The sequence below is a fragment of the Frateuria sp. sgz306004 genome (assembly GCF_057750885.1).
In genome coordinates, this window is the sequence record NZ_JBYLFE010000004.1 from 222,984 (window position 1) to 246,740 (window position 23,757).

Here is a 23,757-nt window from a genome sequence, read left to right on the forward strand (position 1 = left end):
AATCAGGGTGCCGCTACTCCGCCACCGCCTCGTCCTCGCCCATCAGCAAGAGCGGGTTCGGTGCATGCCGCGCGAAACCCGCTTCTGCCACGAGGATATCCAGCCCCAGCGAGGCGAGATCGTCGGCATACGGATCGACCTGCATGTCTTTGAGCTGATAGAGCAGCTTGGCGTAGGTGTGGCAGTCATCGCAGGTTTCGGCCTGGACCAGGCCGGTGTCGCCCTCGATACCTTGCAGCGACAGCCGCCGCGTGCCACCGCAGGTGATGCAGATGGCGCGCACGTGGTTCCATGCCGTAGAGCACATCGAGCAGTACAAATAACGCGTGCCCGGCGTGACGCCGCTGGCGGTAACGAGGCCGGATACGGAAGGCGACCCGCAACAGGGACAAAGGTTGCGTTCTTCCAGCAGGCGCAACTCCGCGAGCGGCAGGCTGGCCGCCGACGCGGTGAAATAGACCTGCAGCGCCGCCGCCACGTATACTGCCGCAGCGACCTCCGCTGAGGTCAGGCCGCCGCGAAGGAAGCGATCTGCCAGGGCTTCCCGGGTACTCGCATCGCTTTTGCGCAACCATTCCTGTGCATCGCGCGCGGCTGGCGGCAGGCCGTGACCATCCACATGATCGAGTAGCAGGACCAGCCCTTCGCGCCAGGACGCGTCGCGGCGATGTCCGTCGGCGGCCATCGGTGGCAGGCGAGCTTCCACCGCTTGGCGCAACGTGGCAAGTTCCATCGTCGCGGCGGGAGCGACCATGACGACGGCCGCGTGTTGCGCCCACGCCAATTGCGCCATGAAACGCAGCCAAGGCTCCAGCGGATGCCCCTCGGCCAGTTGCTCCAGGCGCTGGGCGGTGGCTGCGAAACGCCTGGACGGATCGGGCAATACGATGGGGTCGGGTGCCTTGACGCCAGCATGCGCCGGGCCGGTCCATTTGCCCGAAGGCGGGCTGCCTGCCTGCTTCACGAGTCCTTCCTGTTCTGATGCTTGTGCTGCCCGGAGGCCAATTCCAGCAGCCACTTGCGATGATGGCGCCAGGCCCAACCAGGCGTGACATAACCTTGCGTCATGGCGCGCACCGAACCGCGCACCCATATCGCGGCGTAGACGTGCACGATCCACACGATGATCGCCGCTATCGCCGCCAGGCTGTGAATGAGCACGGCTGCGCGCTGTACGGGTATGGAGGTGGCCTCGCCGAAGTAGACCTCCCAGATCACCAGGCCGCTGAAGAACAGCACCGGCACCAGCAAGGTCATCGACCAGAACACCAGCTTCTGGCCGGCATTGTTGCGCCCGACGGGAGGCGTGTGTTCCTCGTCGTTGACAAGGACGTGACGGGCAGACTTGAGCCATGCCGAATCATCGCGCTCCCAGCGATTCTCCCGCCAGAACTGCACGATCAAGCCCAGGTAGCTCACCAGCAGCACGATGCCGATCCAGGGATGCACCGCGCGCGTCCATTGGCCGCCGCCGAACAGACCCGAGAGGAAGAACATCATGGGATGGAACATCGCCAGGCCGGACAACACCAGCAGCACAAAGCAAATCGCGGTGATCCAGTGGTTCACCCGATTCACCGCCGTGTAACGGGTGATCGCATTCTTCGGGCGGCTCATGATGACTTCTCCGAATCGGCCTTGCGCAGGGCGCGTTCGCCTTCAGCCTCGTCCTCATCGGTTACCTCATTCGGGCCAATGGTGACTGCATGGAAGAAGCCAGCGAGCGCGGCGAGCCCTATGCCGATCAGCGCGAGCGGCTTCAATACTCCCTTCCAGGCGCGCACGGCAGGGCTGATCTGCGGCTTGTCCGGTAGGCCCGAGTACAACGAAGGCTTGTCCGCGTGATGCAGCACGTACATCACATGCGTGCCGCCGACTTCCTGAGGGTCGTAGACACCGGCCTTGTCGAAGCCGCGGGACTTGAGTTCCTCCACGCGCTCGCCCGCCCAGTGCTTCATGTCGGCCTTGGTGCCGAACATGATCGCGCCGGTAGGGCAGGCTTTGACGCAGGCGGGCTCCAGGCCCACCGTCACGCGGTCCGAGCAGAGCGTGCATTTGTACGATTTGTGATCGGTCTTGCTGATGCGCGGTATGTCGAAGGGGCAGCCCTTGACGCAGTACCCGCAACCGATGCACTTGTCGCTGATGAAGTCCACGATGCCGTTGGCGTACTGCACGATGGCACCCGGCGCCGGGCAGGCCTTGAGGCAGCCGGGGTCTTCGCAGTGCATGCAGCCGTCCTTGCGGATCAGCCACTCCAGATTGCCCTGTTCGTTTTCATGCTCGGCGAACTTCATCAGCGTCCACACGCTGGGTCCGAGGTCGGCCGGGTTCTGGTAATCGCCCTCGAAGTGACCGATCTCCGGGCGCAGATCGTTCCACTCCATGCAGGCCGACTGGCAGGCCTTGCAGCCGATGCATCGGCTCACGTCGATCAGCTTGGCGACCTGATCTTCGTGGCTGCGCGCGGCCGGTGGCGTCATGGTCGACGCGGAACGGCGAACATAGTCTTGCGATTGCAGATCTGACATGACTATTCCTCACGCAACCGGTGCGCTCGTACGTTCGACGTTGACGAGAAACGCCTTGAATTCCGGCGTCTGGGTGTTTGCGTCGCCGACCGATGGAGTCAGCGTGTTGGCGCCGTAACCCTTTCTTGCCTGGCCGGTGAAGCCCCAGTGGATGGGCACGCCAATCACGTGCGTGGGCTTGCCATCCACAGACAAGGGTTTGATGCGCTTGGTCACATAGGCCTTGCACACCACCTCGCCGCGCTTGGAGCTCACCTTGACCCAGCCGCCTTGCTCGATGCCTTTCTCCTTGGCGAGTACCTCGCCGATCTCGATGAACTCCTCCGGCTGGAGAATGGCGTTGATCAGGGCGTGCTTGGTCCAGTAGTGGAAATGCTCGGTGAGTCGGTAGGTGGTAGCCACGTACGGGAACGACTTGGCATCACCGAAAGCGGCGCGGTCATCGCTGAACACGCGTGCCACCGGGTTGGCGCTCACCTTGGGGTGCAGCACGTTGGCTACCGGCGACTCCAGTGGCTCGTAGTGCTCGGGGAAGGGGCCATCGGCCATCTGGTCGCGGGCGAACAGGCGACCCAGGCCCTCCGCATTCATGATGAAGGGGCCAACGCCATCCGAAGGTTTCACGGTGGGGCCATAGTCGGGCACGTCGATGCCTACCCAGCGCGTACCGTTCCAGGAAATGAGTGGCTTGGCCGGGTTCCACGGCTTGCCGTCCGGATCAGCGCTGGCGCGGTTGTAGAGGATGCGGCGATTCGCTGGCCACGCCCACGCCCAATTTGGCGCAATGCCTTGTTCGCGCGGATCGGTCGCGTCTCGCCGCGCCATCTGGTTGCCCTTTTCGGTAAAGCTGCCGGAGAAGATCCAACAACCCGACGCGGTGCTGCCGTCGTCGCGCAACTGGGCAAAACCGTCCAGCAGCGCGCCTGCCTTGGTCACCGCGCCTGTGGTGGCGTCGGTGAGGTCGGAGAGCGCGCGGCCGTTCATTTCCTTGGCCAGTTCCTCGGGGTCGGGGGCCTTGGGGTCGGTGTATTTCCAGGTGAGGTTGAGCAAGGGATCGGGGAAGGCGCCGCCTTCCTTGCGGTACAGCTCGCGCAGGCGGTGAAAGAGGCCGCTCATGATCCAGATATCGGACTGGGCCTGGCCCGGGCCATCCGCCGCCTTCCAGTGCCATTGCAACCAGCGGGCTGAATTGACCAGCGAGCCATTCTCCTCGGCGAAGCAGGTGGTCGGAAGCTGGAACACCTCGGTCTGGATATCGGCAGACTTGGCAGGATTCTGCGGGCCAAAGTCCTGCCAGAAACGCGAGGTTTCCGTGTCCAGCGGGTCCATGGTGACAAGGAACTTGAGCTTGCTCAGGCCACGGCGGATCTTGCCGCGGTCCGGGAAGGCCTGCAGCGGGTTGAAACCCTGGCAGATGTAGCCGTTCATCTGCCCGTTGTTCATCATCTCGAACGCCCGGATGATGTCGTACAGCGGCACGTCGAGCTTGGGCAGCCAGTCGTAGGCCCAGTTGTTGTCGGCCGTGGCGTTGTCGCCGTAGATGGCCTTCTGCAGGCTCACCACGAACTTGCGGTAGTTCTGCCAATAGCTGGTCTGGCCGGGGCGCAGCGGCTTGTACAGCTTCGTCTTCATGTAATCGTCGAAGCTGGCTTCCTTGTCCTGGGGCAGGTTGAGGTAACCCGGCATCAGGTTGGAAAGCAGACCGATATCGGTCAGGCCCTGGATGTTGGAGTGCCCGCGCAGCGCATTCATGCCGCCGCCCGCCACACCGATGTTGCCCAGCAGCAATTGGATCATCGCCATGGTGCGTATGTTCTGCGCACCCACCGAGTGCTGCGTCCAGCCAAGCGCGAACAGGCTGGTAAGCGCCTTATCGGGGGCCGAGGTGCTGGCGAAAAGGTCGCAGATGTGCAGGAACTTGTCCTGCGGCGTGCCGCAAATACGCGACACCATCTCCGGCGTGTAGCGAGACACGTGCTGCTTGAGCAGGTTGATGACGCAGCGCGGGTCTTGCCAGGTGTCGTCGGATTTGGCGAAGCCATCGGCATCCAGCTCGTAATCCCAGCTGGATTTGTCGTAGCTGTGCGTTTCCTCGTTGAAGCCGCTGAACAGGCCCTCGTTGAACGCAAAGCCATCCTTCACGATCAGGCCGGCGTTGGTATAGGCACGCACGTATTCGTGCTGGATCGCGTCCTTTTCAAGCAGGTAGCGGATCACGCCATTGAGAAAGGCGATATCCGTGCCCGGACGAATAGGGGCGTAGTAATCGGCGACCGACGCCGTGCGCGTAAAGCGCGGATCGACCACGACCAGCTTGGCGCCGTTTTCGATTTTCGCCTCGATAACCCACTTGAACCCGCACGGGTGCGCTTCGGCGGCATTGCCACCCATCACCACGACGACGTTCGCATTTTTGATGTCCTGCCAGGTGTTGGTCATCGCACCGCGACCGAATGATGGGGCCAGACTGGCCACCGTCGGTCCGTGTCAGACGCGCGCCTGGTTGTCGAACACCACCATGCCGAGTGAGCGGGCCACCTTCCACGTGAGGTAGGCCGTTTCGTTGGACGAGGCCGACGCGGCGAGCATGCCGGTGGTGGTCCAGCGATTGACCGTGGTGCCAGTCGCATTCTTGGCGATGAAGTTCTTGTCGCGATCATCCTTCATCAATCTAGCGATGCGATCGAGGGCGAAGTCCCAGGACACCTCCTTGAACTCGGTGCCGCCGGGCGGGCGATAGCGCGGCGCCTTAAGGCGGGTGGGCGCGTGCACGATGTCCAGCAGCGCCGCCCCCTTGGGGCAGAGCGTGCCGCGATTGACCGGATGATCCGGGTCGCCCTCGATGTGGATGATGTTCGAGCGCGCGTTCTTGGCGCGGTCGCCCATGCTGTAGATCAGGATGCCGCAGGCAACCGAGCAATAGGTGCAGGTGTTGCGCGTCTCGGTGGCATGGGTGAGTTTGAAGGGTCGCACGGCGGCGGCCTGGGCCTCACCGGATGCGCCAAAACCCAAAACCCCGAGGCTGGACGCGGCCAAGCCCAATCCTGTGAACTTGATGAACTCGCGGCGAGTGAGTGCCATCGCTTGTACTCCCGGGAAAACTGGCTGGACAGGCCACCCGGCCAAGGGTGGACGTGACTCGTGCTACTCCCTGAAGACCACGGGACGGGCCCGTTGGTTGAACAAAACTTAGCATAGTTCCGGGGTAGGGCGGCGTGCATGGCTCATCGTCGCCGGCGGTGCATGCACGTAGGCATGTCGCCACTCCGGCGGCTTGTGATTTTCGTCTTCACACAGGCCCGCTTTATGACGAGGCGAGCGAAAACACTATGGTGTCCAGACGCTGCTGCGCCCATACTTCGGCTCGTGCGCCGCCACCTCTTCGCCACCCGGTGAAGGGGTGATTGTTAACGTGGCGTCATGGCTTTCTTCGCCCAAGCCGGGACGTCATGCCCGAAAGGAATGGAGTGCAGTGTCCGTGGTTGGCAGCGACCCGCACGAGCGGGACAACGTGCTCGCTCCTTCATCCCCGGTACGGGGCGGCAGCGCCGTGTCTCCACTGACCGATCGCTACGGGCGACAGTTTCCGTACCTGCGTTTATCCGTTATCCCGGCCTGCAATTTTCGTTGCACGTATTGCTTGCCGCAGGGCTACCACGCCGCCACGGGTGCCGCGCCCGTTCTGAGCCTGCCGGAGATCGCGCGCTTGCTGCGCGGGTTTGCCCGGTTGGGCATGCACAAGCTGCGCATTACGGGTGGCGAGCCATCGGTGCGGCACGATCTCGTCGACGTATTGAGGGTGGCCGCTGCCACGCCGGGCTTGCGCAAGCTGGCCATGACCACCAACGGCACCCTGCTGTCGCGCCGGCTGGGCGAGTGGATGGATGCGGGGCTGAACGCGATCAACGTGAGCGTGGACAGTCTCGACAGCGCGCGTTTCGCCCAGATCACCGGCCACGAGCGGCTGGATGACATACTCTCGGGCATCGACCAGGCGCTCGCCGCCGGCCTGCCATCGGTCAAGCTCAATGCCGTGCTGCTGCGTGACGTGAATGACCACGAACTGCCAGCCTGGCTGGATTATTTGCGCGATAGGCCGGTGAGCCTGCGTTTCATCGAACTGATGCAGACCGGCGACAACCTGGCCTTCTTTCATGAGCGCCATGTGCGCGCCGATGGGCTGGAAAACCAGCTTCGCGATAGCGGCTGGATCTCGCTGCCGCGCGCCGTCGACGCCGGTCCCGCTCGCGAATACACGCATGCCGATTACGCGGGGCGCATTGGCATCATCGCGCCGTACTCGCGCGATTTTTGCAACGGCTGCAATCGCCTGCGCGTTACCGCCACGGGCGACCTGCGGCTGTGTTTGTTTGGCGATTTCGGCATACCACTGCGCCCTTGGTTGCAGCATGACGATCAAGCCGACGACTTGCTGCGCGCCATCACCGGCCAATTGGTGCGCAAGGAGCAGACGCATCACTTGCACCAAGGTCGCACTGGTATCACGCCGCACTTGGCATCCACTGGAGGTTGATTCATGCCCGAGCGCGAATCGCGCGTCCTTTTCCACATGGCTGATGTACGCCGCAAGCGCGCCACGGCCCGCCGTGCGGTGGCCGTAGGCGAACTGCATGCCGGTGACGCGTTCGACGCGATCGCGAACGGAAAACTGCCCAAAGGCGACGCCATCCCCATGGCCGAAGTGGCCGGCCTGCAGGGTGCCAAGAATGCTTCGCAGCTGATGCCGCTCTGTCACCCGCTGCCGCTGGAGTACATCCAGATTCGCTGTGAGTGCGTGGCAGCGCGCCACGTAGTGCGCGTGTATTGCGAAGTGGCCACCCATGCGCGAACCGGCGTAGAGATGGAAGCGTTGGCGGGCGTGAACGCCGCGCTGCTGACCCTGTACGACCTCACCAAGCCCGTGCAGCCCGCTTTGACGCTGGGCGGCGTACGCCTGTTGTTCAAGGAGGGCGGCAAGAAAGGGTTGTGGTTGCATCCGGACGGCATGACCGATGCCGAGCGCGAGTGCTTCCAGCCACGCTCGTCGGCGCGACTGGATGGGGTATCTGCCGCCGTTATCACCTTAAGCGACCGCGCCAGCCGGGGTGACTACGAGGACGTTTCCGGCCCGATACTGGTGGAGCGTCTGCGCGCCCTCGGCGCGCAAATCGCGCCTGCCGAGTTGCACACGGATGACGCCGAACCCCTGGCGGCACGCTTGCGCGAACTGGCCGCCGCCGGCACGCAGTTAGTTCTGTGCACCGGCGGAACGGGGCTAGGGCCGCGTGACTGCACGCCCGAGGCGCTCGCCTTGGTAGGCGACCGCCACGTCGCCGGTATCGGCGAATTGTTTCGCAGCGAAAGCAGCCAACACACGCCAATGGCATGGCTGAGTCGTACCGATGCCGTGTTGACGGGCCGCACCTTGGTCGTCGCCTTGCCGGGAAGCGCAAAGGCCGTGGCGCAGGGCATGGATATCCTGGCGCCCATCCTTGGTCATGCATTGGACATGGCCGCCGGTGGAGGCCACGGATGAGCCACGATCTGTTGGATCCGGCTGATGCGCTAGCCATCATTCTCGAGCACAGCGTCGCCATGCCATCGGAGCGCTGCCGTAGCGGTGACGCCATGGGGCGTGTGCTGCGCGAAACGGTGATCAGTGCGAGCGACTTGCCACCTTTCGATAACTCGGCCATGGACGGGTTCGCCCTTGCCGGTGGCGCCGCGCCTTTGCATAGCGGCACCGAATGGCCGATCGAAGGTGAGCAGGCGGCAGGCGACGCCGCCACCGGTATGGTGCATGGCGCATGGGAAATCATGACCGGCGCCCGTTTGCCTCAGGGGCTGGATCGCGTGGTCCCGGTCGAGCAGACGGAGCGCCTGCATGCGCCGCCGCGCGTACGCCTTCTCACCGATGTTGCCGCTGGGCAGAACGTGCGTCCGGCCGGCTCGGACGTGAGCTCCGGCACGGCGGTGCTCAGCGGAGGCACCGTGATTGCCCCCCAGCACCTGATGCTGCTCGCGGCGCTAGGCATCCCCAGCTTGAAAGTGGCGGTTCGGCCGCGCGTAGCCGTGTTGTGCACGGGGCGCGAATTGGTCGATGACCCGGCGGTGTCGCTGGCATCCGGCCAAATCCGAAATTCCAACGGGCCGTTTCTCGCTACGCGAGTGCCGCTGGCTGGTGCCGAGCTTGCGCATCAGGAGACCGTAGGCGACGACGTCGACGCTTTCCTCGCCGCCATCGAACGCGCGCGCTCCCGAGGTGCGCATGTGGTGGTGTCCACCGGGGCCGTCTCCATGGGGCGCTACGACTTCGTCCCGCAGGCGCTGGAGCGGCTGGGCGCGCAGGTGCTGTTCCACAAAGTGGCCATTCGGCCCGGCAAGCCCTTGCTGTGCGCGCGCCTGCCAGGCGGCGAGTTGTTCTTTGGCTTACCCGGCAACCCGATCGCGGTGGCGGTGGGCATGCGGTTCTTCGTGGAACCGGCCTTGCGGGCCATGCTTGGGCTTGCGCGGGAACGTCCATGGCGGGTTCCACTGGCGACACCTTATGCAAAAAAACCGCGCCTTCACATGTATCTCAAGGCTCAATTGACGCTCGATGAGCAGGGTCGACTCGCGGCGCAAGTGCTCGCGGGGCAGGAGTCCTATCGCATACGTCCGCTGGCGGACGCGAATGCCTGGATCAGGATTCCGCTCGACGCCACGGAGCTGCCCGCCGGCGCACTCGTGGACGTGCACGGATTGGGGCATCTGGAAAGCCCGCAATGGGCGTGGAGCATGGGCGCATGAATGTCCGAATCGCACTCTATGGCGCCTTGCGCGACGCCGATCCGCGCGGCTATCTCGAACTGGACGTACCGGCGGGCGCCACCATTGCGAGCTTGCGAGAACAACTGGCCACCCACGTTCGAGAGCATGCGCCCCAGGTCAATGCAGGCTTGGTGCGCGTATCGGCGATTGCCAGTGCGGAGGAGATCCTGCACAACCACCGTGCCGTGCCCGATGGCGTGGAATTGGCGGTGCTACCGCCGGTGAGTGGAGGCTGAGATGGACGACATCTTTGCCGCCGTGATCGATCGCAGCCAAGCCTCACTCGATGTGGCCGCAGCCCTTGAGTTCGTCTCCGACCCGCGATTTGGCGGCCTTGCCGTATTCGTGGGCAAGGTGCGCGAGTTCAACCTCGGCCGGCACGTTACCGGCATCAGCTACGACTTGTTCGAGCCACTCGCCTTGCGGACGTTCCGCGCCATTGGCGAGCGCGCACGCGTGGAAGTCGGCGGCCCACTCAAGCTCTACATTGCCCACGCCAAGGGCGACCTCGGCCTGGGCGATGTCGCCGTAGTCGTCGCGGCAGGGACTCCGCATCGTGCCGAGGCTTTTCAGGCATGTCGCCTGGCCATCGAGGCGGTCAAGCACGAAGCCCCCATCTGGAAGCAGGAACATTACGTCGACGGTGACAGTGCATGGAGCGAAGGTTGTTCGCTCTGCCATGAGACATCGCCTGACCCCACCGTCGAAGCATCGGGCTCGCAGGAACACTCCGCGCATGGACACCCGCGTTGAATCGCTGCCTTGCGTCGGCGTCGTATTGGCCGGCGGCTTGTCTTCGCGCATGGGGCGCGACAAGGCCATGTTGTCCTGGCGTGGGCGCCCGTTGATCGAGCATCAGCTTGGCGTGCTTCGTGCGGCCGGTGCGGTGGAAACCTACGTCAGCGGGGACCGCCAAGCTTACCACGGCATACCCGATGCCCGGCCGGACGTCGGCCCACTGGGCGGCTTGGATGGCATCGCCCAGGTCATCACCAGCGATACGCCATGGCTGGTCGTTCCCGTGGATATGCCCTTGCTCACGGCGGCGCTGTTGCAACGGTTGCGCAGCGAACGCCCGCGGGCGCGCAGTCTCATCTTCGCCGACCACGTGCTGCCCATGCGTTTGCACCTGGATGCCTTCGCCCGAGCGGAACTGCGCCGACTTTTGCAGCTCGATGATCCACGACAGCGCTCGCTGCGCGCCCTGCACAAAGCCCTGCACGGCGAAACCCTGGCGCTGGACGCCGACGAGGCCACGCAATTGACCGATTGCAATACACCCACCCAATGGAGCGAGGTTGCCGGATGAAGGTGCAACTGCAGGACCAGACCTTGCGCCTGCGCATCGATGAAGCGGAGCTGGCGCAATTGCTCGACGGCCGCGCTGTTGGCAGCCGCACCGCGTGGCCCGATGGACGCATAGAGCAACACCAGTTGGTGCTTGGGCCAGCGCAGGATTGGCTGCGCACGGCGGACGGTTGGCGTGTGACGTGGAGCGATGCCGATGTGCGCGCACTGGCCTCGCGACTACCCAGTCGGGACGGGCTCACCTTCAACCTGCCGTTGCCAGGCGATGCGATGCTTGAATTGTTGCTGGACGTGGATGTACGAGACAGCGTGCGTCATCGTCGCGCACCTAAGGACGGTGGCGCGTGAGCCGTCTGCGTCGATTCATCCGCTGGATGGCTCCGCTGGTGTTGTGCTTCGCGGCCGTTGCACTCGCGGGCGATCTGCCGGTGTTGCGCGTTGCCTATGCCGGGTCTATGGGGGTGGTCATGGATCAGGCGCTTGGCCCCGCCTTCACCAAGACGGGTCAGGCGCGTTACGAAGGCGTGGGGCAGGGCTCGTTTGCACTGGCCCGCTTGCTTGCCGCCAAACAGATGCAGGCCGACGCGTTCGTGGCGATCACGCCCGCGCCCATTGCCGTGGTGCAGCAGGCACATTTGGTCGAGCATGCCGTACCCATCGCCAGCACGCGCATGGTGGTGATCTATAGCCCAGGCAGTCGCTTTGCCGCTGATTTTGCCGCAGCCGCCAAGGGCGACAAACGCTGGTATGACGTATTGCGAATGCCGGGGCTACGACTAGGGCGAACCGACCCTGCGGTGGATCCGCAGGGTGCCAATGCCTTGCTCACGCTGCAATTGGCGGAGCGGTATTACCAACAACCGGGCTTGCTCGACCAGATCGCCGGCGGCTTGCAGAATCCCCAGCAGATTTTTGCGGAGCCCTCGCTGATGTCGCGATTGCAAGCGGGCCAGATCGATGCGGCCATTGGCTACGCCAGCGTGGCACACTCGCATCATCTGCCCATCATTGATTTGCCGGACCCCATCAACCTGGCTCAGCCCGGCATGCAACAGGCGTGGTATGCCAAGGCAAACTTGCGTCTCGCCGATGGCAAGGAACTGAAGGCGCAGCCCCTGGTGTTCTACGCCGCAACGTTGGCGAATGCGCGCCAACCTGCACTGGGCGCGCAGTTCGTCCGGTTTCTACAGTCGGCCGAAGGGCAATCGTTGCTGCGCGATCATGGCTACGATCCACCGCATGGCGACGCGCTGTGACTTCAGCACCCAAGCGCGCACCGATGGGATGGCGCTGGTCAGTGCTGCCCGCTGGCTTGGCGCTGGCATTGCTTGCAATACCCTTCCTCGGCCTGCTGTGGGTGACGGATTGGCTGGACCTGCATTTTGCGCGTGGCGACGGCATGGCGGTCGGCGTGTCACTGGGCTACAGCCTGGTGGCGCTGCTGCCCATCGTTGCGCTTGGCACACCGCTGGCCTGGTGGCTGGCTCGTTACCGGGTGCGCGGCCAATGGTTGGTGGATGCATTGCTACTGGTCGCGCTGCTCACGCCACCCCTCGCCATGGGTTTGTTGCTCGCCGCCATGTACGGCCCTTATGGCGCAGCGGGGCAACTTTTCGAGCGGGCGGGGCTGTTGCTTACCAATTCGGCGGCCGCTTTCGTGCTGGCCCAGTTCTACGCGGCGTTGCCGTATTACGTGATGGCCGCCCGCACCGCCTTCGAGGGCGTGCCGCGCGAACTGGAGCAGATCGCGCTCACCCTGGGCTATTCGCCGTGGCGGAGCTTTCTGCACGTCAGCCTTCCCCTGGCGAAGCTCGGTTTAGCGGCGGCCATCGCCTTGGCCTGGGTTCGCGCGCTGGGGGAATTCGGGGCCGTGCTGATCATTGCCTACTATCCGCAAGGCATCCCCGTGAAGCTGTGGGTGAACCTTCAAGACATCGGCCTGAACGCGGTCTACCCGCTGCTGTGGGTGTTCTTTCTGGTGGCGCTGCCGTTGCCTTTGGTTCTGGGGTTGGCCGTTCGCAGGCGACTGGCGTGATGCGTATCCACTACCACATCGCGCACCCCATCGCGCTCCACGCACAGTTCGAGGTGGCGGGGTTCACCGTGCTGCTGGGCGCCAGTGGTGAAGGAAAATCACTGCTGCTCAAGGCGATCGCCGGACTCGTGCCTGCGCGTGGCGAGCCCTTCGACGGCTTGCCTCCGCAGCAGCGGACGGTGGGCTATCTGCCGCAGGGGCACGCGCTGTTTCCTCATTTGCGGGCATGGGAGAACGTGGCATTTGCCCTGCGTGGTCAGCGTCGGCGCGAGCAGGCGCTCGAATGGCTGGAGCGGGTTGGCCTGGCCGCACACGCAGACCGTTGGCCAAGTGCGCTATCGGGCGGGCAGCAACAGCGCGTGGCGTTGGCGCGCGCATTGGCTCGACGCCCGAGCCTGCTTCTGCTGGACGAACCCACCTCCGCGCTCGACCCGGTAACGCGTGACGAAGTGCTGGCGGAGCTGATTGCCGAGGTGCATCAGGCAGGCATCCCCGCGCTTGCCGTCAGCCATGACCCTGCCTTGGCCGCCGTGGCCGATCGCCTGGTGGTGATGCACGGTCGGCGCATTGTGCAGATCGGCACGCCGGCCGAGGTCTATGCGCGCCCGGCCAGTGGCGCTGTGGCACGTTTGCTCGGCATGCGAAACGTGCAGCAGGGACATATCGTCACCGATGGCGGAAGGCAGCGCTTGGTGTGGCCGGAGGCCAATGTGTCCATCGCCGTTCAATCCAACCTGGCGGCAGGTACCGTCGTCGACTGGCATATCTCGCCATCGGACATCCGCGTACTTCCCGGCAGCGGTGAGGCTGCGCATGCCGTGCTTGGCAAAGTCGAATTGAAACAGACCAGCGTGCACGGCACGCAGCTTGGCCTGCGCTGCGGGCAAGCGAGGTTGTGGATGGAGTCGCCCGCCAACCTTGAGGCGTCTGACGAACTGCATTTATCACTGCCAGCATCCGCTATTCGTTGCTGGCCCATTTCGAGTGGGGCGACCGAACATGAGTGAACGAGCCGTCATGACGACATGTCTCGCGTGTAGGGCGCCAACATGACGCACCCGGGACTGGCGCGTCGCACCGTAGTCGTCCACCAAGGGGGGCAGGCACGCCAGGGCGAAGACTGGCTCGCCACCGAGGCGCCCATCGAACTGCGTTACAACGGCGAGCCCTTTGCGGTGATGATGGCCACGCCTTCTGATCTGGAAGACTTTGCCTATGGTTTCTCGTTGAGCGAAGGCCGCGTCGAACGCGCCAGCGACATCCTGGGTGTCACGATCGCCGAACAGCTCGAAGGCTACGTGCTGGATATCCAGGCCAACGACGTGGAGCAGGTGAATGCCGAAGCGACGCGCCTGATGCCAGGGCGCAGCGGCTGCGGCCTGTGCGGCAGCCGCCGGCTCGAAGACGTACTGCACCCACCGCCACGCGTGCCGGACGGCCCAACGCTAGCTCCCGGGGCCTTGCAGACCGCGCAGATGGCGTTAGCGCAACATCAACCCCTGAACGCCGAAACCGGGGCCGTGCACGCTGCAGCCTGGGCTAGCCCTGAGGGGGATATCCGCTGCGTACGGGAAGACGTGGGGCGGCACAACGCACTGGACAAACTACTGGGCGCACTCGTTCGCGAGGGCGCGGATGTACGCGAAGGCTTTGTGCTGGTGACCAGTCGCGCCAGCTACGAAATGGTCACCAAGGCGGCGGCATTAGGGGTGGGTGTGCTCGCTGCAATCTCTGCACCCACGGCATTGGCCGTGGCGCTGGCGCAACATTGCGGCCTCACTTTGGCAGGCTTTGTACGCCCAGGCAGGCATGTGGTGTACACGCATGCCCAGCGCCTGGCGGAAGGAGAAGGTTCGGCTTCAGGCACGCCCGAGCCGGGATGACGGCATCGTCGCCACGAGAAACAGGCGAGGGAAGGGCAGTAGCACCGAGCCATCGGCCAAGACGGGGTAAGCCTCGGCGAGGGCGTCGCGGTAGCGCGCGATAAATGTCGCGCCTTCCGCCGCATCGAGCCGGCTCATGATAGGCCGCAGCGCGCTGCCTTTGAACCAATCCACCACCGCATCCATGCCACCCGGCAACGGGTGATGGTAGGTGGTGCGCCAAACATCCACTGTGGCGCCACAGGCGCGAAGCAGTTCGTAGTACCACGGTGCCGTATGGCGCTCGCTGCGCGCGGCATCCTCGAGCTTGCTGGCCCAGGGTGCCTCTGCCGCCACCTGGCGTAGCGCCACATGCGCTGGCTCCTCCAGGTTGTCGGGCATTTGCACGGCCAGGGAGCCACCCGGTGCGAGGCGGCGCAACAACGCGGGAAATGCTTGCTCGTGCCGAGGCACCCATTGCAGCACGGCGTTGGCAAGGATCACGTCGTAGAGCTCCTCGCCCGCCCAACCAGTGATATCGCTGATCGAGAAGGCTATGTTGGGCAACCGTTGCCTGGCTGCCTCGATCATGTCCGGTGAGTTGTCCATGCCGCTGACCTCAGCCCCGGGAAACCGCGCTTGCAGCAGCTCCGTGGAGTTGCCAGGGCCACAGCCGATATCCATGGCCGCACACACATCGGCGGCTGGTATGGCCGCGAGAAGGTCGCGTATGGGGCGGTTGCGCTCGCTCTCGAATTTAACGTATTGCTGCGCGGACCACTGCGTCGATGCACTCATGTTTTTCCCTGCGGTGGCTGACCATGGGCTTGAAGTTTCCTTCGACGGGATTGCGTTTGTAAAACGCAAAGCGTCGAACGCAGCATGCCGTGCATTGGTACGGATGGCCTTGGCGTTACGCCAGCCTACGTCGACACCCGACAATGCTGGAGCGAGTTGAAGGTCTTCCGCTAGCCAGAGAAGCTCAGCGTGGTTTATCGTGACCGCCTACCGCAGCTAGGGCCCGGTGTCACAGGCATGCCTCGTCGAGCTAACGCCATGACCCAACGTACCGTTCCTGCTGAGCCGCATCGGTCGCGCTCGACTGCCGCTGCATCCGGCCGCGTGCTCATGTGGCCGGGCGGAAGTGTATGGGTTAGCCGCCAAACCGGGCTGGTGCAGCCGCATGCACATCATGCAATGCAATTGGTGCTGGCGCCGGACCAGGCCATTTTGCTTCGCAGCGGCCCGGATACAGCCTGGCAGGCGGTTCAAGCCGCCATCGTCATGGCCGACCGCAGGCACCAGCTCGACGGAAGCGGAAGCGATCTCGTGATCATTTTCGCGGAGCCGGAGACGACGGCCGGGCGCGCCTTGACTGCGCGTTTTGGTGGCGCGGACTTCAGCGTTGTCGAGCACACCGCCGTACTGGGTCTGGCGCGCTCGCTGCTCGCCGCGTATATCGCTGGTGCTGACAATGAAACGCTGTTGAGCGAGGCCAGACACATCGTCAATGTTCTGGCCGAACATGATCGTGATGCGGAAAGCGTCGATCCGCGCATCGCTCGGGTGCTGGCCTGGATCCAGGCGCATTTGGACAACCCCATCACGCTGGCGCAGGCTGCCGCCATCGCCCACCTGTCCCCCAGTCGGTTTCGCCATCTCTTCGTCCAACAGACGGGCATATCCTTTCGCGCGTATCTCCTGTGGGAAAGGGTGAAGCAGGCCGTGACGTGCGGGCTTGCCGGTGAATCGTGGACAACCGCCGCCCAGCGCTCGGGCTTCGCCGACTCCGCCCACTTGAGCCGCATGTTCCGCCGCATGTTTGGTTTTGCGCCAAGCATGTTGGGCAAGTCGGAATAGGCGGATAAGCCAGCGCTATCGGGCAACTTAGCCCAAACGTTCAAGTCTGCCGGGTCCCGATACACCAGAATCCGCTCCGCCATTTTCCCAACGGAGCGATAGACCATGAGTACCGATTCTTCCATCCACTGCGCTTGCGCCACCTGCGTCGGCGCGACGTGCAGCTGCGGCTGCCAAGCCACCGCCACGAGCGACTACACCCCCTGCGCATGCGGCTGTGCGCAAGGCGCGAGTTGCTCGTGCCATCAATCTCGGTAGGTGCTGCCGGGGCACCACGGCACCTCGAACGCAGCAACTGCACTCCACGTACTGGTATTGGGTTCTTGCCTCATGTTGTTTCGAACGGCTTCTCTCGCACTGGCGCTGAGCGCCCTGCTGACCTTGCTTGGGTGCGGCACCGTGCCCGCCACCTTGGACCTTAGCCTGCGACGCGCGAGCCAGGCAGATAAGTTCCTGGTGGAACTGCAACCACCGGCCCAGCCCGCGGCCATCAATCAGATCCATTCCTGGCGGATCAAGCTCATGCTGCCCGCTGGCGCGCCGGTGGCGCACGCGCACATCAGGGTGGATGGCGACATGCCGCAGCACGGCCATGGATTGCCCACACAGCCTCGCGTCACGGCCGAGCCGGAGCCCGGCGTCTACCAAGTGGACGGCATGAAATTCAACATGGGCGGATGGTGGGAGATCAAGCTCGCTATCGAAGCCGATGGCGTGACCGATCACATCGCCTTCAACACAATCGTGCCCGCTCCGGCTGCTGGCGGTTGACGGCCATGCGTAGCGATAAGGCCAACAGCACCAAACAGCGGTGGTCGTATACCGCTTGTGCTGTCCCGTTGAACCTGATGCTTATGTTGGCGCTGGCTGGTGTGAGTATCGCGGGTAAGCCGTATGCCGCTGATGTGACGACGGGGGCATCCTGGAGCAAGGACGAACGCGCCCTTATCGCGAGCATGCAATGGAAGAACGCAGCGCCTCCGCCGCATGATCCGTCCAATAGCGTTGATGACTTGCCGGTAGCCCGTGCGCTTGGGGAGCGCCTCTTCAACGACACGCGCTTCAGCAGCAACCAGGCCGTAGCGTGTGGCAGTTGCCATCGCCCTCAAGCGCAGTTCCAGGACGGCTTGCCGGTAGGGCACGGCGTTGGCGTGGGCACCCGTCGGACCATGCCGCTGGCCGGTGTTGCCAACAGCGCTTGGTTCTTCTGGGATGGCCGCAAGGACAGTTTATGGTCGCAGGCGCTGGGGCCACTGGAGGATGCCAACGAGCATGGCGGCACACGCACGCGTTACGCACAGCTCATCCAAACCCATTACCGTCGTGAGTACGAGGCTGTGTTCGGCGCCATGCCCGCCCTTGGGCCGCTGCCTCCGGAGGCGGGACCCAAAGGTTCACCCGCTCAGCAAGCCGCCTGGGCAGCCATGCCGGTGGACGCCCGCGAGCAGGTGAGTCGCATCTTCGCCAACATGGGAAAGGCCATTGCCGCTTACGAGAGGTCGCTGACGCACCACCCATCCCGCTTCGATCGTTACGCCGCTACGCTTGACGAGCAGACTCAGGGCAGCAGCCCCCTCACCGAAGCGGAGATCAAAGGCTTGAGGATCTTCCTTGGCAAGGGGCAGTGTGTGAGTTGCCATGCAGGCCCGTTGCTGACGGACCAATCGTTCCATAACACCGGCGTGCCACCTGCGGGAGCACCCGTGGCCGACAAGGGCAGGGCGGCTGGCATGGCGAAGGTCGTCGATGACGAATTCAACTGCCTGGGCCACTTCAGTGATGCGAACCCTGAGCAATGCGCCGAGTTGCGTTTCATGGCGGCGGACGATGCCACCATGGAGGGCGCCTTCAAGACACCCAGCTTGCGCAATGTCGCGGAACGCGCGCCGTACATGCACGCCGGGCAGTTTCAAACGTTGCAGGCGGCGATCCAGCACTACATCGACGCACCGAGTGCGGCGATGGGCACGTCGGAGCTGGGCCAGCGATCGCACCATGGCAAGGGCCGTCAACCGATCCGGCTATCATCGGCGGAAGTGAGCGACCTGGCAGCGTTCCTGGGTGCGCTCTCCGATCTTCCCGATGGCCCCATCGTTGCCACCCCGGCCCAACCTTAGAGTGTGACCATGGACTACGTCGCAGGCATCCTACTCGCACTCGCATGCATCGGCCTCGCACGGTGGGCGGGCTTCACGCGCGACCGATCTTTCGGCGTTGTGTTGCTCATGGTCATAGCCACCTATTACGTGCTGTTTGCGGCCATGACCGGTTTCGTACACACCGTGGTGATCGAGGCGGCCTGGGCGGGTGCGTTCGCTGCGCTGGCCTTTGCCGGATACCGGAGGCACCTGGGTTTGGTACTGGCTGCCTTGGCGGCTCATGCTGCCTTTGACTTTGTACATCCACACATCGTGACCAACCCTGGTGTGCCTTCATGGTGGCCTGCTTTCTGCGCCACGTTCGACATCACCGCAGCAGCGTGCCTTGCGTTGGCATGGCGTGCAAAGCAACCATCAGGCGCCCTGGCGGAGCCGTAGCCAGGGCAAACTCGCATCGCTTGGTTGCACGCCATCAACCGCTGGTGGGGTGATGTGCATCCAGCCATGGTGCCAGCGAGACGTACCAAATGTTGTCGCCGCCGTTGTCCCAGGCTTGCATGCGCGCCATATCTTTAGCGCCTTGTTCGGGTGTGCGTGGATAATGCACCGGCATCGAACGCGAACTGCTGAAATAGAGCGTTCGATGGTCTGGGCCCAAGTGTGCGCCCCAGGGCGATTTGAGGTTGATGTCTTTGCCCAGGTCCACAGGCTGACTCCATCCATCACCCTGGCGAAAGGCGATGTAGAGGCGATCCGGATCATCCTTGCCGGTAAAGTTGGCGTCGAACACGATGAACGATTCGTCGGGTGCCACGGCAGGGTCAAGCTTGTGCGCCGAACCGTCACCCAGCATCACCGGCTCCGGCGGCTGGTAGGTGCCGTTGCGATACTGCGAGCGGAAAAGCCGGAAATCACCATCGTCACCAGGGCGCTGGAAATAAACGCTGCCATCGGCCACGACGGCTGGCGCGTACGTGCGCGAGCTTTCGTTCACCGCATCAGGGAGCCGTACCGGCCGACCCCAGCCATTACCCTTACGATCCACGCGCCAAAGGTGGCCGCCTGAACCTGGTAGCACCTTGCCGTTGGCGAGCACCGCATCCAACGGTTTATCGCCGTCGTGGTCCGGTCGATTGGACGAGAACACCAAAAAGGACCCGTCGGGTGCCATGGCCGGATCATGGTCCAGCCATTGCCCGGAAAAGGGGGCAATGGTCGGCGCACTCCAATGCCCACCGACCCAATGCGAAACCATGATCGCGGCATTGGGCCAGTTGATGCGGTCAAAGAAGACGGTGTGGCCATCGGGCGTAAATGCTGCCGAATCCTCATTCCCTGGCCCCGATATCACGCCCGGCCCGAACACCTCTGGCTGCGGTGTCGACACCGCTTGCCCGTAAGCGCCCACCGAAGCCATCGAGATGCCACAAGCCATCCAAACCGCCAACGCCAAGCGCTTCATGCCTTCGATCCTTGAGCTAGGGAGAGGAACGAACGGAAACACGCACGGAAGACAAGGTGATTGTGGTGCTCGTGCGAAGAGCGAGGGATGTGCCTGAAGTCATGTCGTGAGGCGCACATCATGACCTCACCATCCATGATGGCAATTCAGGTGACTCAAGCCTTTCTTATGCTTGACGAATGTCGATACTTGGCGGCCTAGGGTGAAGGAACATCCGAATTGCCAGCCCCGATGCACAAGCAAGTGACGGCTAGAACGACCGGTTGTGCATTCACTTCCGCCAAGGCCAAGTCCTGAGCAAGGGGGCGACGAAGCTGGTCATCTGTCCAGCACTGCCACCCCAGCCGTGTAGCAGTACCACAGTAGGCCCATCTTCGCCCCAAGACCAGGCGACCACTCGGTGATCATCAACGTCAAAGAACATGCGAGCGCCGCGGCTCAATATGTCCTGCTCCGCACGACGGGGCTTGCGCCTTGGTGCTGCATACCAGATTCGATCCATTAGCGCGGCGGCGTGCCGCGGATGGATGACTTTGAGCAACCGTATCGCTGCTCGAAGAAAGCGCAGGCGGTGGCTGCGCACAAGCCAAGGCGGGGTGACGGAAGGGCGCGATGATGCGCCAGTCGCTTGCTGCGACAGGACAGTGCTCATGACGTTGGCGGCTCATTTGCTGGCAGACGTTCGGCACGGGACGCTTCCAGGTACATCTCGCGCACACCTTTTCCGACGATCAATGGATCGCAGGACGTCTCGGATGCTAACAATCGCCACAGGTAACGTGTCCGGGTGCCATCCTCAATCTGGTGGGCAACGTCGCCATCTGACGGCTGTCGGCTTGCTTCGTCTTTGGGCAACCAATCAGAACACTGTCACATCAACGGCCTTGAACCGCTTGCGGAACGTCGCCGGAGTCAACTGTGTACGGCGCGTAAAAAGTCGCGAGAAAGTCGCAACATCCAGATACCCCACCTCGGCGGCCACCTGAGCCACGCTCAACGTGGTTGTCTCCAAGAGAAGCTTGGCTTTCTCCACGCGCAAGTCATGAAGCATATCAAGGGGCGACCGTCCTGTTTCGGCACGAAACCTCCGAAGTAGTGTGCGGCTGGATAGGTTGAATGCCTCCGCAAGCGCATCCAACCGATAGCGCTCAGCCATGCGCTGTTCAAGCCAGCTGCTGACGGCTCGGGCGAACGACTCGCGTCGCCTATGGCTGAAACGGCGATCCAGATAGGCAGCCTGGCTACGTGGACTATGATCAATAAGGCTGAATCGGCCCACGGCGCGTGCAAGGCTGGTGCCCACACAATCACGAATCAATTGAAGGGCCAAGTCGCCATAAGCCGTGAATGCGCCCGAAGTGACAATGTCGTCAGCGCGGACCAGCACGGCATCGGGTATCACTTCGACCTTGGGGTAGCGGCGTGCCATTTCCCCGGCGAGCGCCCAGGCAGTGGTCGCCTGCCGACCATCCAGAATGCCGGCGTCCGCCAATAGCAGGCTGCCGCCGCAAATGGAGGCCACTTTGCGTTGCTCCGCGGCGCGGCGGATAAGCACCTTTTCCTCGTCGAGCGCGACAAGTGCGGACGTGATGTCGTCTGCGCAGTTGAAATCAAAGGCGGGCACCACAAGCAAGTCAAACGATTGAGGTGCCGCGACGGACAACTGCGCTCCGCCCGCGAGACGAACCTGGCCAGCGCGCGCGCCAACGATGGTCACCGAGAAAGGGGCTGGCCTATCCGGTGAGCGCAGCGTACTGATGCGGTTGGCAACCAGCAGGACATCGGACAATCCAAGCACTTCGGCGCCCATGCATCCGTCATAGGCGAGTATGGCAACGCGCACGGCGGGCCTCCTGGTGAACACGTGCGCCAAGCGTGGCGATTTTGCCTTGTGCGTCAAGTGACTTCGCTACTGCACAACAACAGATCGCACTCGGTCGTCAACGCAAAATATCCCGCGTTTTCAATGCTATGCAGATCCACCTGGGGATGCCATGAGTGCAGCCCTGGCGATTGAGACGGCAAGTTTGGCGCGATTGCCCATGTTGCAAGGCGATGCGCGGCGCCATTGCCCAATGATCTGTCGCTATCGCCCGGTGACCTAGGACGGGTAGCCCACCTAGGCTGAGCCGCTCGCAAGATACCCGCTTCGACGATCTGCGCCACGCGTAAGTCACGAACGGGCAAGACCTTTCAATCAGCCAATGGGATGCACCCATGCCCGATCACCTTCTTGTCAAAGACTTTGTGGCCCTGGTGGAAGCAGGGGAATACATCGCCGCGCTGCAACGCTTCTATCACCCGGATGCTGTGGTCTGGGAGAACCAACAGCAATCGCGAACCGGGCTTGAGGCGTTGATAGAAAACGAGAATAGGGTGCTCGACACCTTCGAAACCGTCACCGCCCGCACGGAGGCGATCGCAATCGAGGGCGATCAGGTATTCATCCATTGGCGGTTCGATTTCTATCGCGACAACACGCACGTTTCCCTCGATGAAGTGAGCATTCAGCATTGGCTTTCCGAAAAGATTGCTCGTGAGCGCTTCTATTACGACCCGTCTCAGCTCCAGGCAGCGACCGCAAGCACTACGGAGAGACGTGAGCCTTCGGAGGCATCGACGCGATGAGTACGCTCTTTCTTCTGACATCACTGCTGGTTGTGGCTTCGCCGGGAACCGGGGCGCTCTTTACGATCTCTGCAGGCCTGCTTCATGGCGGGCGGGCCGGCGTTATTGCGGCAACGGGCTGTGCAATCGGGATACTCCCCCACCTACTGGCAGCGGCATTGGGGCTCGCAACGGTGCTCCATAGCAGCGTGATCGCCTTTACGCTGCTCAAGAGCATCGGTGCCGCGTACCTTGTCTATATGGCGTGGCGGACCCTCAGGGATGCCCGCTTTCTTCAACTAAGCGACGCGGGAAGCGAGCAGGGTGCAGCACGTATCATTGGTTCCGCCGTGCTGATCAATCTACTCAATCCGAAGCTTTCGGTGTTTTTCCTGGCCTTTCTCCCACAGTTCATTCCGGCCAGCGTCGCCTCACCTATGGTGGCGACAGTCACGCTCGGCGCGGCATTCATGACGATGACCTGGGTTGTCTTTGTCATCTATGGATACTTCGCAGCGACCATGCGCGCACCCGTACTCTCGCGACCACAGTTACGCGCATGGTTGCGCCGAAGCTTCGCCGGGTGTTTTGCCTTGCTCGGCGTGCGCCTACTCATCAGCCAGCAGCACTAGACACTGACGAGTGGGCAACGCCATACATCGAACGACGGGTCAACAGCCCTAGTGGCATCCCGACCAGAACCGTGTGACTGAATATCTGTTCGAGGAACGAGACGGTAGTGAAATGAGGAAACAGGGCCGGCCAACGTATAGGAAGCACGACCAAGTTCATGACGGCCCAAAGAATCAGTCCATAAATTGCGCCTGATGCCACGGGCTTCTGGGTAAGCCACGAAAAGCTACGCGCCGCTGCCACATACACCACCACCATGACCAGCATGATGGCGAAATGAAGCAACAAGCCGACACCCAGCGCAGGCGCGCCTGCTTTCAGTGCGCCTGGCCATACCGCAGACGCGATGCCTACTGGCACGGCAAGGGGGTTCTTGCCCGCCATCAAGGCATATGCAGCGGCCGATAGCATGTCCAGCGTACCCGCAATGAGGGTGGCGCGAATGAAGAGACTCATGGGCTTTTCTAGCGTGCGTTCCATGTGGTGATTCCCGTGGGCTCGATTGATTCAACGGCCCGCAGCGAAGATGGTTTGACGGGCCTTGAACAGG

Annotated in this window: 26 protein-coding genes; 17 read left to right on the plus strand and 9 right to left on the minus strand. The window is 63.2% G+C overall.

Annotated features, from left to right (window positions below; genetic code table 11):
- Positions 1-13 precede the first annotated feature (13 nt).
- From fdhE to AC3G2C_RS09980, 5 genes are read right to left on the minus strand one after another with little or no spacing between them, the layout of a single operon-like run.
- Positions 14-964 carry a formate dehydrogenase accessory protein FdhE gene (fdhE, locus tag AC3G2C_RS09960; protein WP_488384482.1) on the minus strand — a complete coding sequence of 317 codons (951 nt, stop codon included), beginning with the start codon at positions 962-964 and terminating at the stop codon, positions 14-16.
- On the minus strand, positions 961-1,617 hold the full coding sequence (locus tag AC3G2C_RS09965) for a formate dehydrogenase subunit gamma (protein WP_488384483.1): 657 nt from the start codon (positions 1,615-1,617) through the stop codon (positions 961-963). The genes fdhE and AC3G2C_RS09965 overlap by 4 nt, the downstream gene beginning before the upstream one ends.
- On the minus strand, positions 1,614-2,531 hold the full coding sequence (gene fdxH, locus AC3G2C_RS09970) for a formate dehydrogenase subunit beta (RefSeq protein ID WP_488384484.1): 918 nt from the start codon (positions 2,529-2,531) through the stop codon (positions 1,614-1,616). Before fdxH ends, AC3G2C_RS09965 begins: the two co-directional genes overlap by 4 nt.
- A 9-nt stretch (positions 2,532-2,540) precedes the next feature.
- Positions 2,541-5,006, minus strand: a complete 2,466-nt coding sequence (gene fdnG, locus AC3G2C_RS09975) for a formate dehydrogenase-N subunit alpha (RefSeq protein ID WP_488384485.1) — start codon at positions 5,004-5,006, stop codon at positions 2,541-2,543.
- Positions 5,007-5,018: 12 nt separating this feature from the next.
- Positions 5,019-5,612 carry a twin-arginine translocation signal domain-containing protein gene (locus AC3G2C_RS09980; RefSeq protein ID WP_488384486.1) on the minus strand — a complete coding sequence of 198 codons (594 nt, stop codon included), beginning with the start codon at positions 5,610-5,612 and terminating at the stop codon, positions 5,019-5,021.
- Positions 5,613-6,081: 469 nt separating this feature from the next.
- Here AC3G2C_RS09980 and moaA point away from each other — a divergent pair, with 469 nt between their 5' ends.
- Genes moaA through fdhD form a run of 11 tightly spaced genes read left to right on the plus strand, consistent with a single transcriptional unit; the run spans position 6,082 to position 14,567 of the window.
- Entirely contained in the window at positions 6,082-7,065 is a 984-nt protein-coding gene (gene moaA / locus AC3G2C_RS09985) for a GTP 3',8-cyclase MoaA (RefSeq protein ID WP_488384723.1), read from the plus strand.
- Between the two features lie 3 nt (positions 7,066-7,068).
- Entirely contained in the window at positions 7,069-8,067 is a 999-nt protein-coding gene (gene moaCB / locus AC3G2C_RS09990) for a bifunctional molybdenum cofactor biosynthesis protein MoaC/MoaB (RefSeq protein ID WP_488384487.1), read from the plus strand.
- 8 nt (positions 8,068-8,075) lie between these two features.
- Positions 8,076-9,320 (plus strand): molybdopterin molybdotransferase MoeA, encoded by a 1,245-nt coding sequence (locus AC3G2C_RS09995; protein WP_488384724.1) that lies wholly within the window; start codon positions 8,076-8,078, stop codon positions 9,318-9,320.
- Positions 9,317-9,577 (plus strand): MoaD/ThiS family protein, encoded by a 261-nt coding sequence (locus AC3G2C_RS10000; RefSeq protein WP_488384488.1) that lies wholly within the window; start codon positions 9,317-9,319, stop codon positions 9,575-9,577. Before AC3G2C_RS09995 ends, AC3G2C_RS10000 begins: the two co-directional genes overlap by 4 nt.
- 1 nt (position 9,578) lies before the next feature.
- Complete coding sequence (locus AC3G2C_RS10005) at positions 9,579-10,094, plus strand: molybdenum cofactor biosynthesis protein MoaE (RefSeq protein ID WP_488384489.1); 516 nt, start codon at positions 9,579-9,581, stop codon at positions 10,092-10,094.
- Positions 10,078-10,650 (plus strand): molybdenum cofactor guanylyltransferase, encoded by a 573-nt coding sequence (locus AC3G2C_RS10010; RefSeq protein WP_488384490.1) that lies wholly within the window; start codon positions 10,078-10,080, stop codon positions 10,648-10,650. The genes AC3G2C_RS10005 and AC3G2C_RS10010 overlap by 17 nt, the downstream gene beginning before the upstream one ends.
- Entirely contained in the window at positions 10,647-10,997 is a 351-nt protein-coding gene (locus tag AC3G2C_RS10015) for a hypothetical protein (RefSeq protein ID WP_488384491.1), read from the plus strand. Before AC3G2C_RS10010 ends, AC3G2C_RS10015 begins: the two co-directional genes overlap by 4 nt.
- On the plus strand, positions 10,994-11,905 hold the full coding sequence (locus AC3G2C_RS10020) for an extracellular solute-binding protein (RefSeq protein ID WP_488384492.1): 912 nt from the start codon (positions 10,994-10,996) through the stop codon (positions 11,903-11,905). The genes AC3G2C_RS10015 and AC3G2C_RS10020 overlap by 4 nt, the downstream gene beginning before the upstream one ends.
- Positions 11,902-12,684 (plus strand): ABC transporter permease subunit, encoded by a 783-nt coding sequence (locus AC3G2C_RS10025; RefSeq protein ID WP_488384493.1) that lies wholly within the window; start codon positions 11,902-11,904, stop codon positions 12,682-12,684. Before AC3G2C_RS10020 ends, AC3G2C_RS10025 begins: the two co-directional genes overlap by 4 nt.
- The gene (locus AC3G2C_RS10030) at positions 12,684-13,691 is read left to right on the plus strand and encodes an ABC transporter ATP-binding protein (protein ID WP_488384494.1); all 1,008 of its coding nucleotides are present in this window, start codon (positions 12,684-12,686) and stop codon (positions 13,689-13,691) included. The genes AC3G2C_RS10025 and AC3G2C_RS10030 overlap by 1 nt, the downstream gene beginning before the upstream one ends.
- Before the next feature lie 42 nt (positions 13,692-13,733).
- Complete coding sequence (gene fdhD / locus AC3G2C_RS10035; RefSeq protein WP_488384495.1) at positions 13,734-14,567, plus strand: formate dehydrogenase accessory sulfurtransferase FdhD; 834 nt, start codon at positions 13,734-13,736, stop codon at positions 14,565-14,567.
- On the opposite strand, the gene tam is transcribed toward fdhD, so the two are convergent.
- Complete coding sequence (gene tam, locus AC3G2C_RS10040) at positions 14,544-15,344, minus strand: trans-aconitate 2-methyltransferase (RefSeq protein WP_488384496.1); 801 nt, start codon at positions 15,342-15,344, stop codon at positions 14,544-14,546. The genes fdhD and tam overlap by 24 nt on opposite strands.
- 258 nt (positions 15,345-15,602) lie before the next feature.
- Between tam and AC3G2C_RS10045 the strand changes: the two genes are divergently transcribed.
- The 4 genes from AC3G2C_RS10045 (at position 15,603) to AC3G2C_RS10060 (ending at position 18,943) form a co-directional block, all read left to right on the plus strand.
- Positions 15,603-16,406: a helix-turn-helix domain-containing protein gene (locus tag AC3G2C_RS10045; RefSeq protein WP_488384497.1), complete on the plus strand. Its 804-nt coding sequence runs from the start codon at positions 15,603-15,605 to the stop codon at positions 16,404-16,406.
- Between the two features lie 330 nt (positions 16,407-16,736).
- Positions 16,737-17,177, plus strand: coding sequence for a FixH family protein (locus AC3G2C_RS10050; RefSeq protein WP_488384498.1), 441 nt, complete (start codon positions 16,737-16,739; stop codon positions 17,175-17,177).
- Between the two features lie 5 nt (positions 17,178-17,182).
- The gene (locus tag AC3G2C_RS10055; protein ID WP_488384499.1) at positions 17,183-18,523 is read left to right on the plus strand and encodes a cytochrome-c peroxidase; all 1,341 of its coding nucleotides are present in this window, start codon (positions 17,183-17,185) and stop codon (positions 18,521-18,523) included.
- 9 nt (positions 18,524-18,532) lie between these two features.
- On the plus strand, positions 18,533-18,943 hold the full coding sequence (locus AC3G2C_RS10060) for a hypothetical protein (protein WP_488384500.1): 411 nt from the start codon (positions 18,533-18,535) through the stop codon (positions 18,941-18,943).
- 34 nt (positions 18,944-18,977) lie between these two features.
- Here AC3G2C_RS10060 and AC3G2C_RS10065 read toward each other — a convergent pair whose 3' ends face one another.
- Both AC3G2C_RS10065 and AC3G2C_RS10070 read right to left on the minus strand, forming a co-directional pair.
- Complete coding sequence (locus tag AC3G2C_RS10065; protein ID WP_488384501.1) at positions 18,978-19,967, minus strand: TolB family protein; 990 nt, start codon at positions 19,965-19,967, stop codon at positions 18,978-18,980.
- Positions 19,968-20,826: 859 nt separating this feature from the next.
- A complete protein-coding gene (locus AC3G2C_RS10070) occupies positions 20,827-21,810 on the minus strand; it encodes a GlxA family transcriptional regulator (protein ID WP_488384502.1) in 984 nt (327 codons plus the stop codon).
- Between the two features lie 374 nt (positions 21,811-22,184).
- On the opposite strand from AC3G2C_RS10070, the gene AC3G2C_RS10075 reads away from it, so the two are divergent.
- Together AC3G2C_RS10075 and AC3G2C_RS10080 are read left to right on the plus strand one after the other, a co-directional pair.
- Positions 22,185-22,595 carry a nuclear transport factor 2 family protein gene (locus AC3G2C_RS10075; RefSeq protein ID WP_488384503.1) on the plus strand — a complete coding sequence of 137 codons (411 nt, stop codon included), beginning with the start codon at positions 22,185-22,187 and terminating at the stop codon, positions 22,593-22,595.
- A complete protein-coding gene (locus tag AC3G2C_RS10080; RefSeq protein WP_488384504.1) occupies positions 22,592-23,206 on the plus strand; it encodes a LysE family translocator in 615 nt (204 codons plus the stop codon). The genes AC3G2C_RS10075 and AC3G2C_RS10080 overlap by 4 nt, the downstream gene beginning before the upstream one ends.
- On the opposite strand, the gene AC3G2C_RS10085 is transcribed toward AC3G2C_RS10080, so the two are convergent.
- Positions 23,190-23,687 (minus strand): hypothetical protein, encoded by a 498-nt coding sequence (locus AC3G2C_RS10085; RefSeq protein WP_488384505.1) that lies wholly within the window; start codon positions 23,685-23,687, stop codon positions 23,190-23,192. The genes AC3G2C_RS10080 and AC3G2C_RS10085 overlap by 17 nt on opposite strands.
- Between the last annotated feature and the right edge of the window lie 70 nt (positions 23,688-23,757).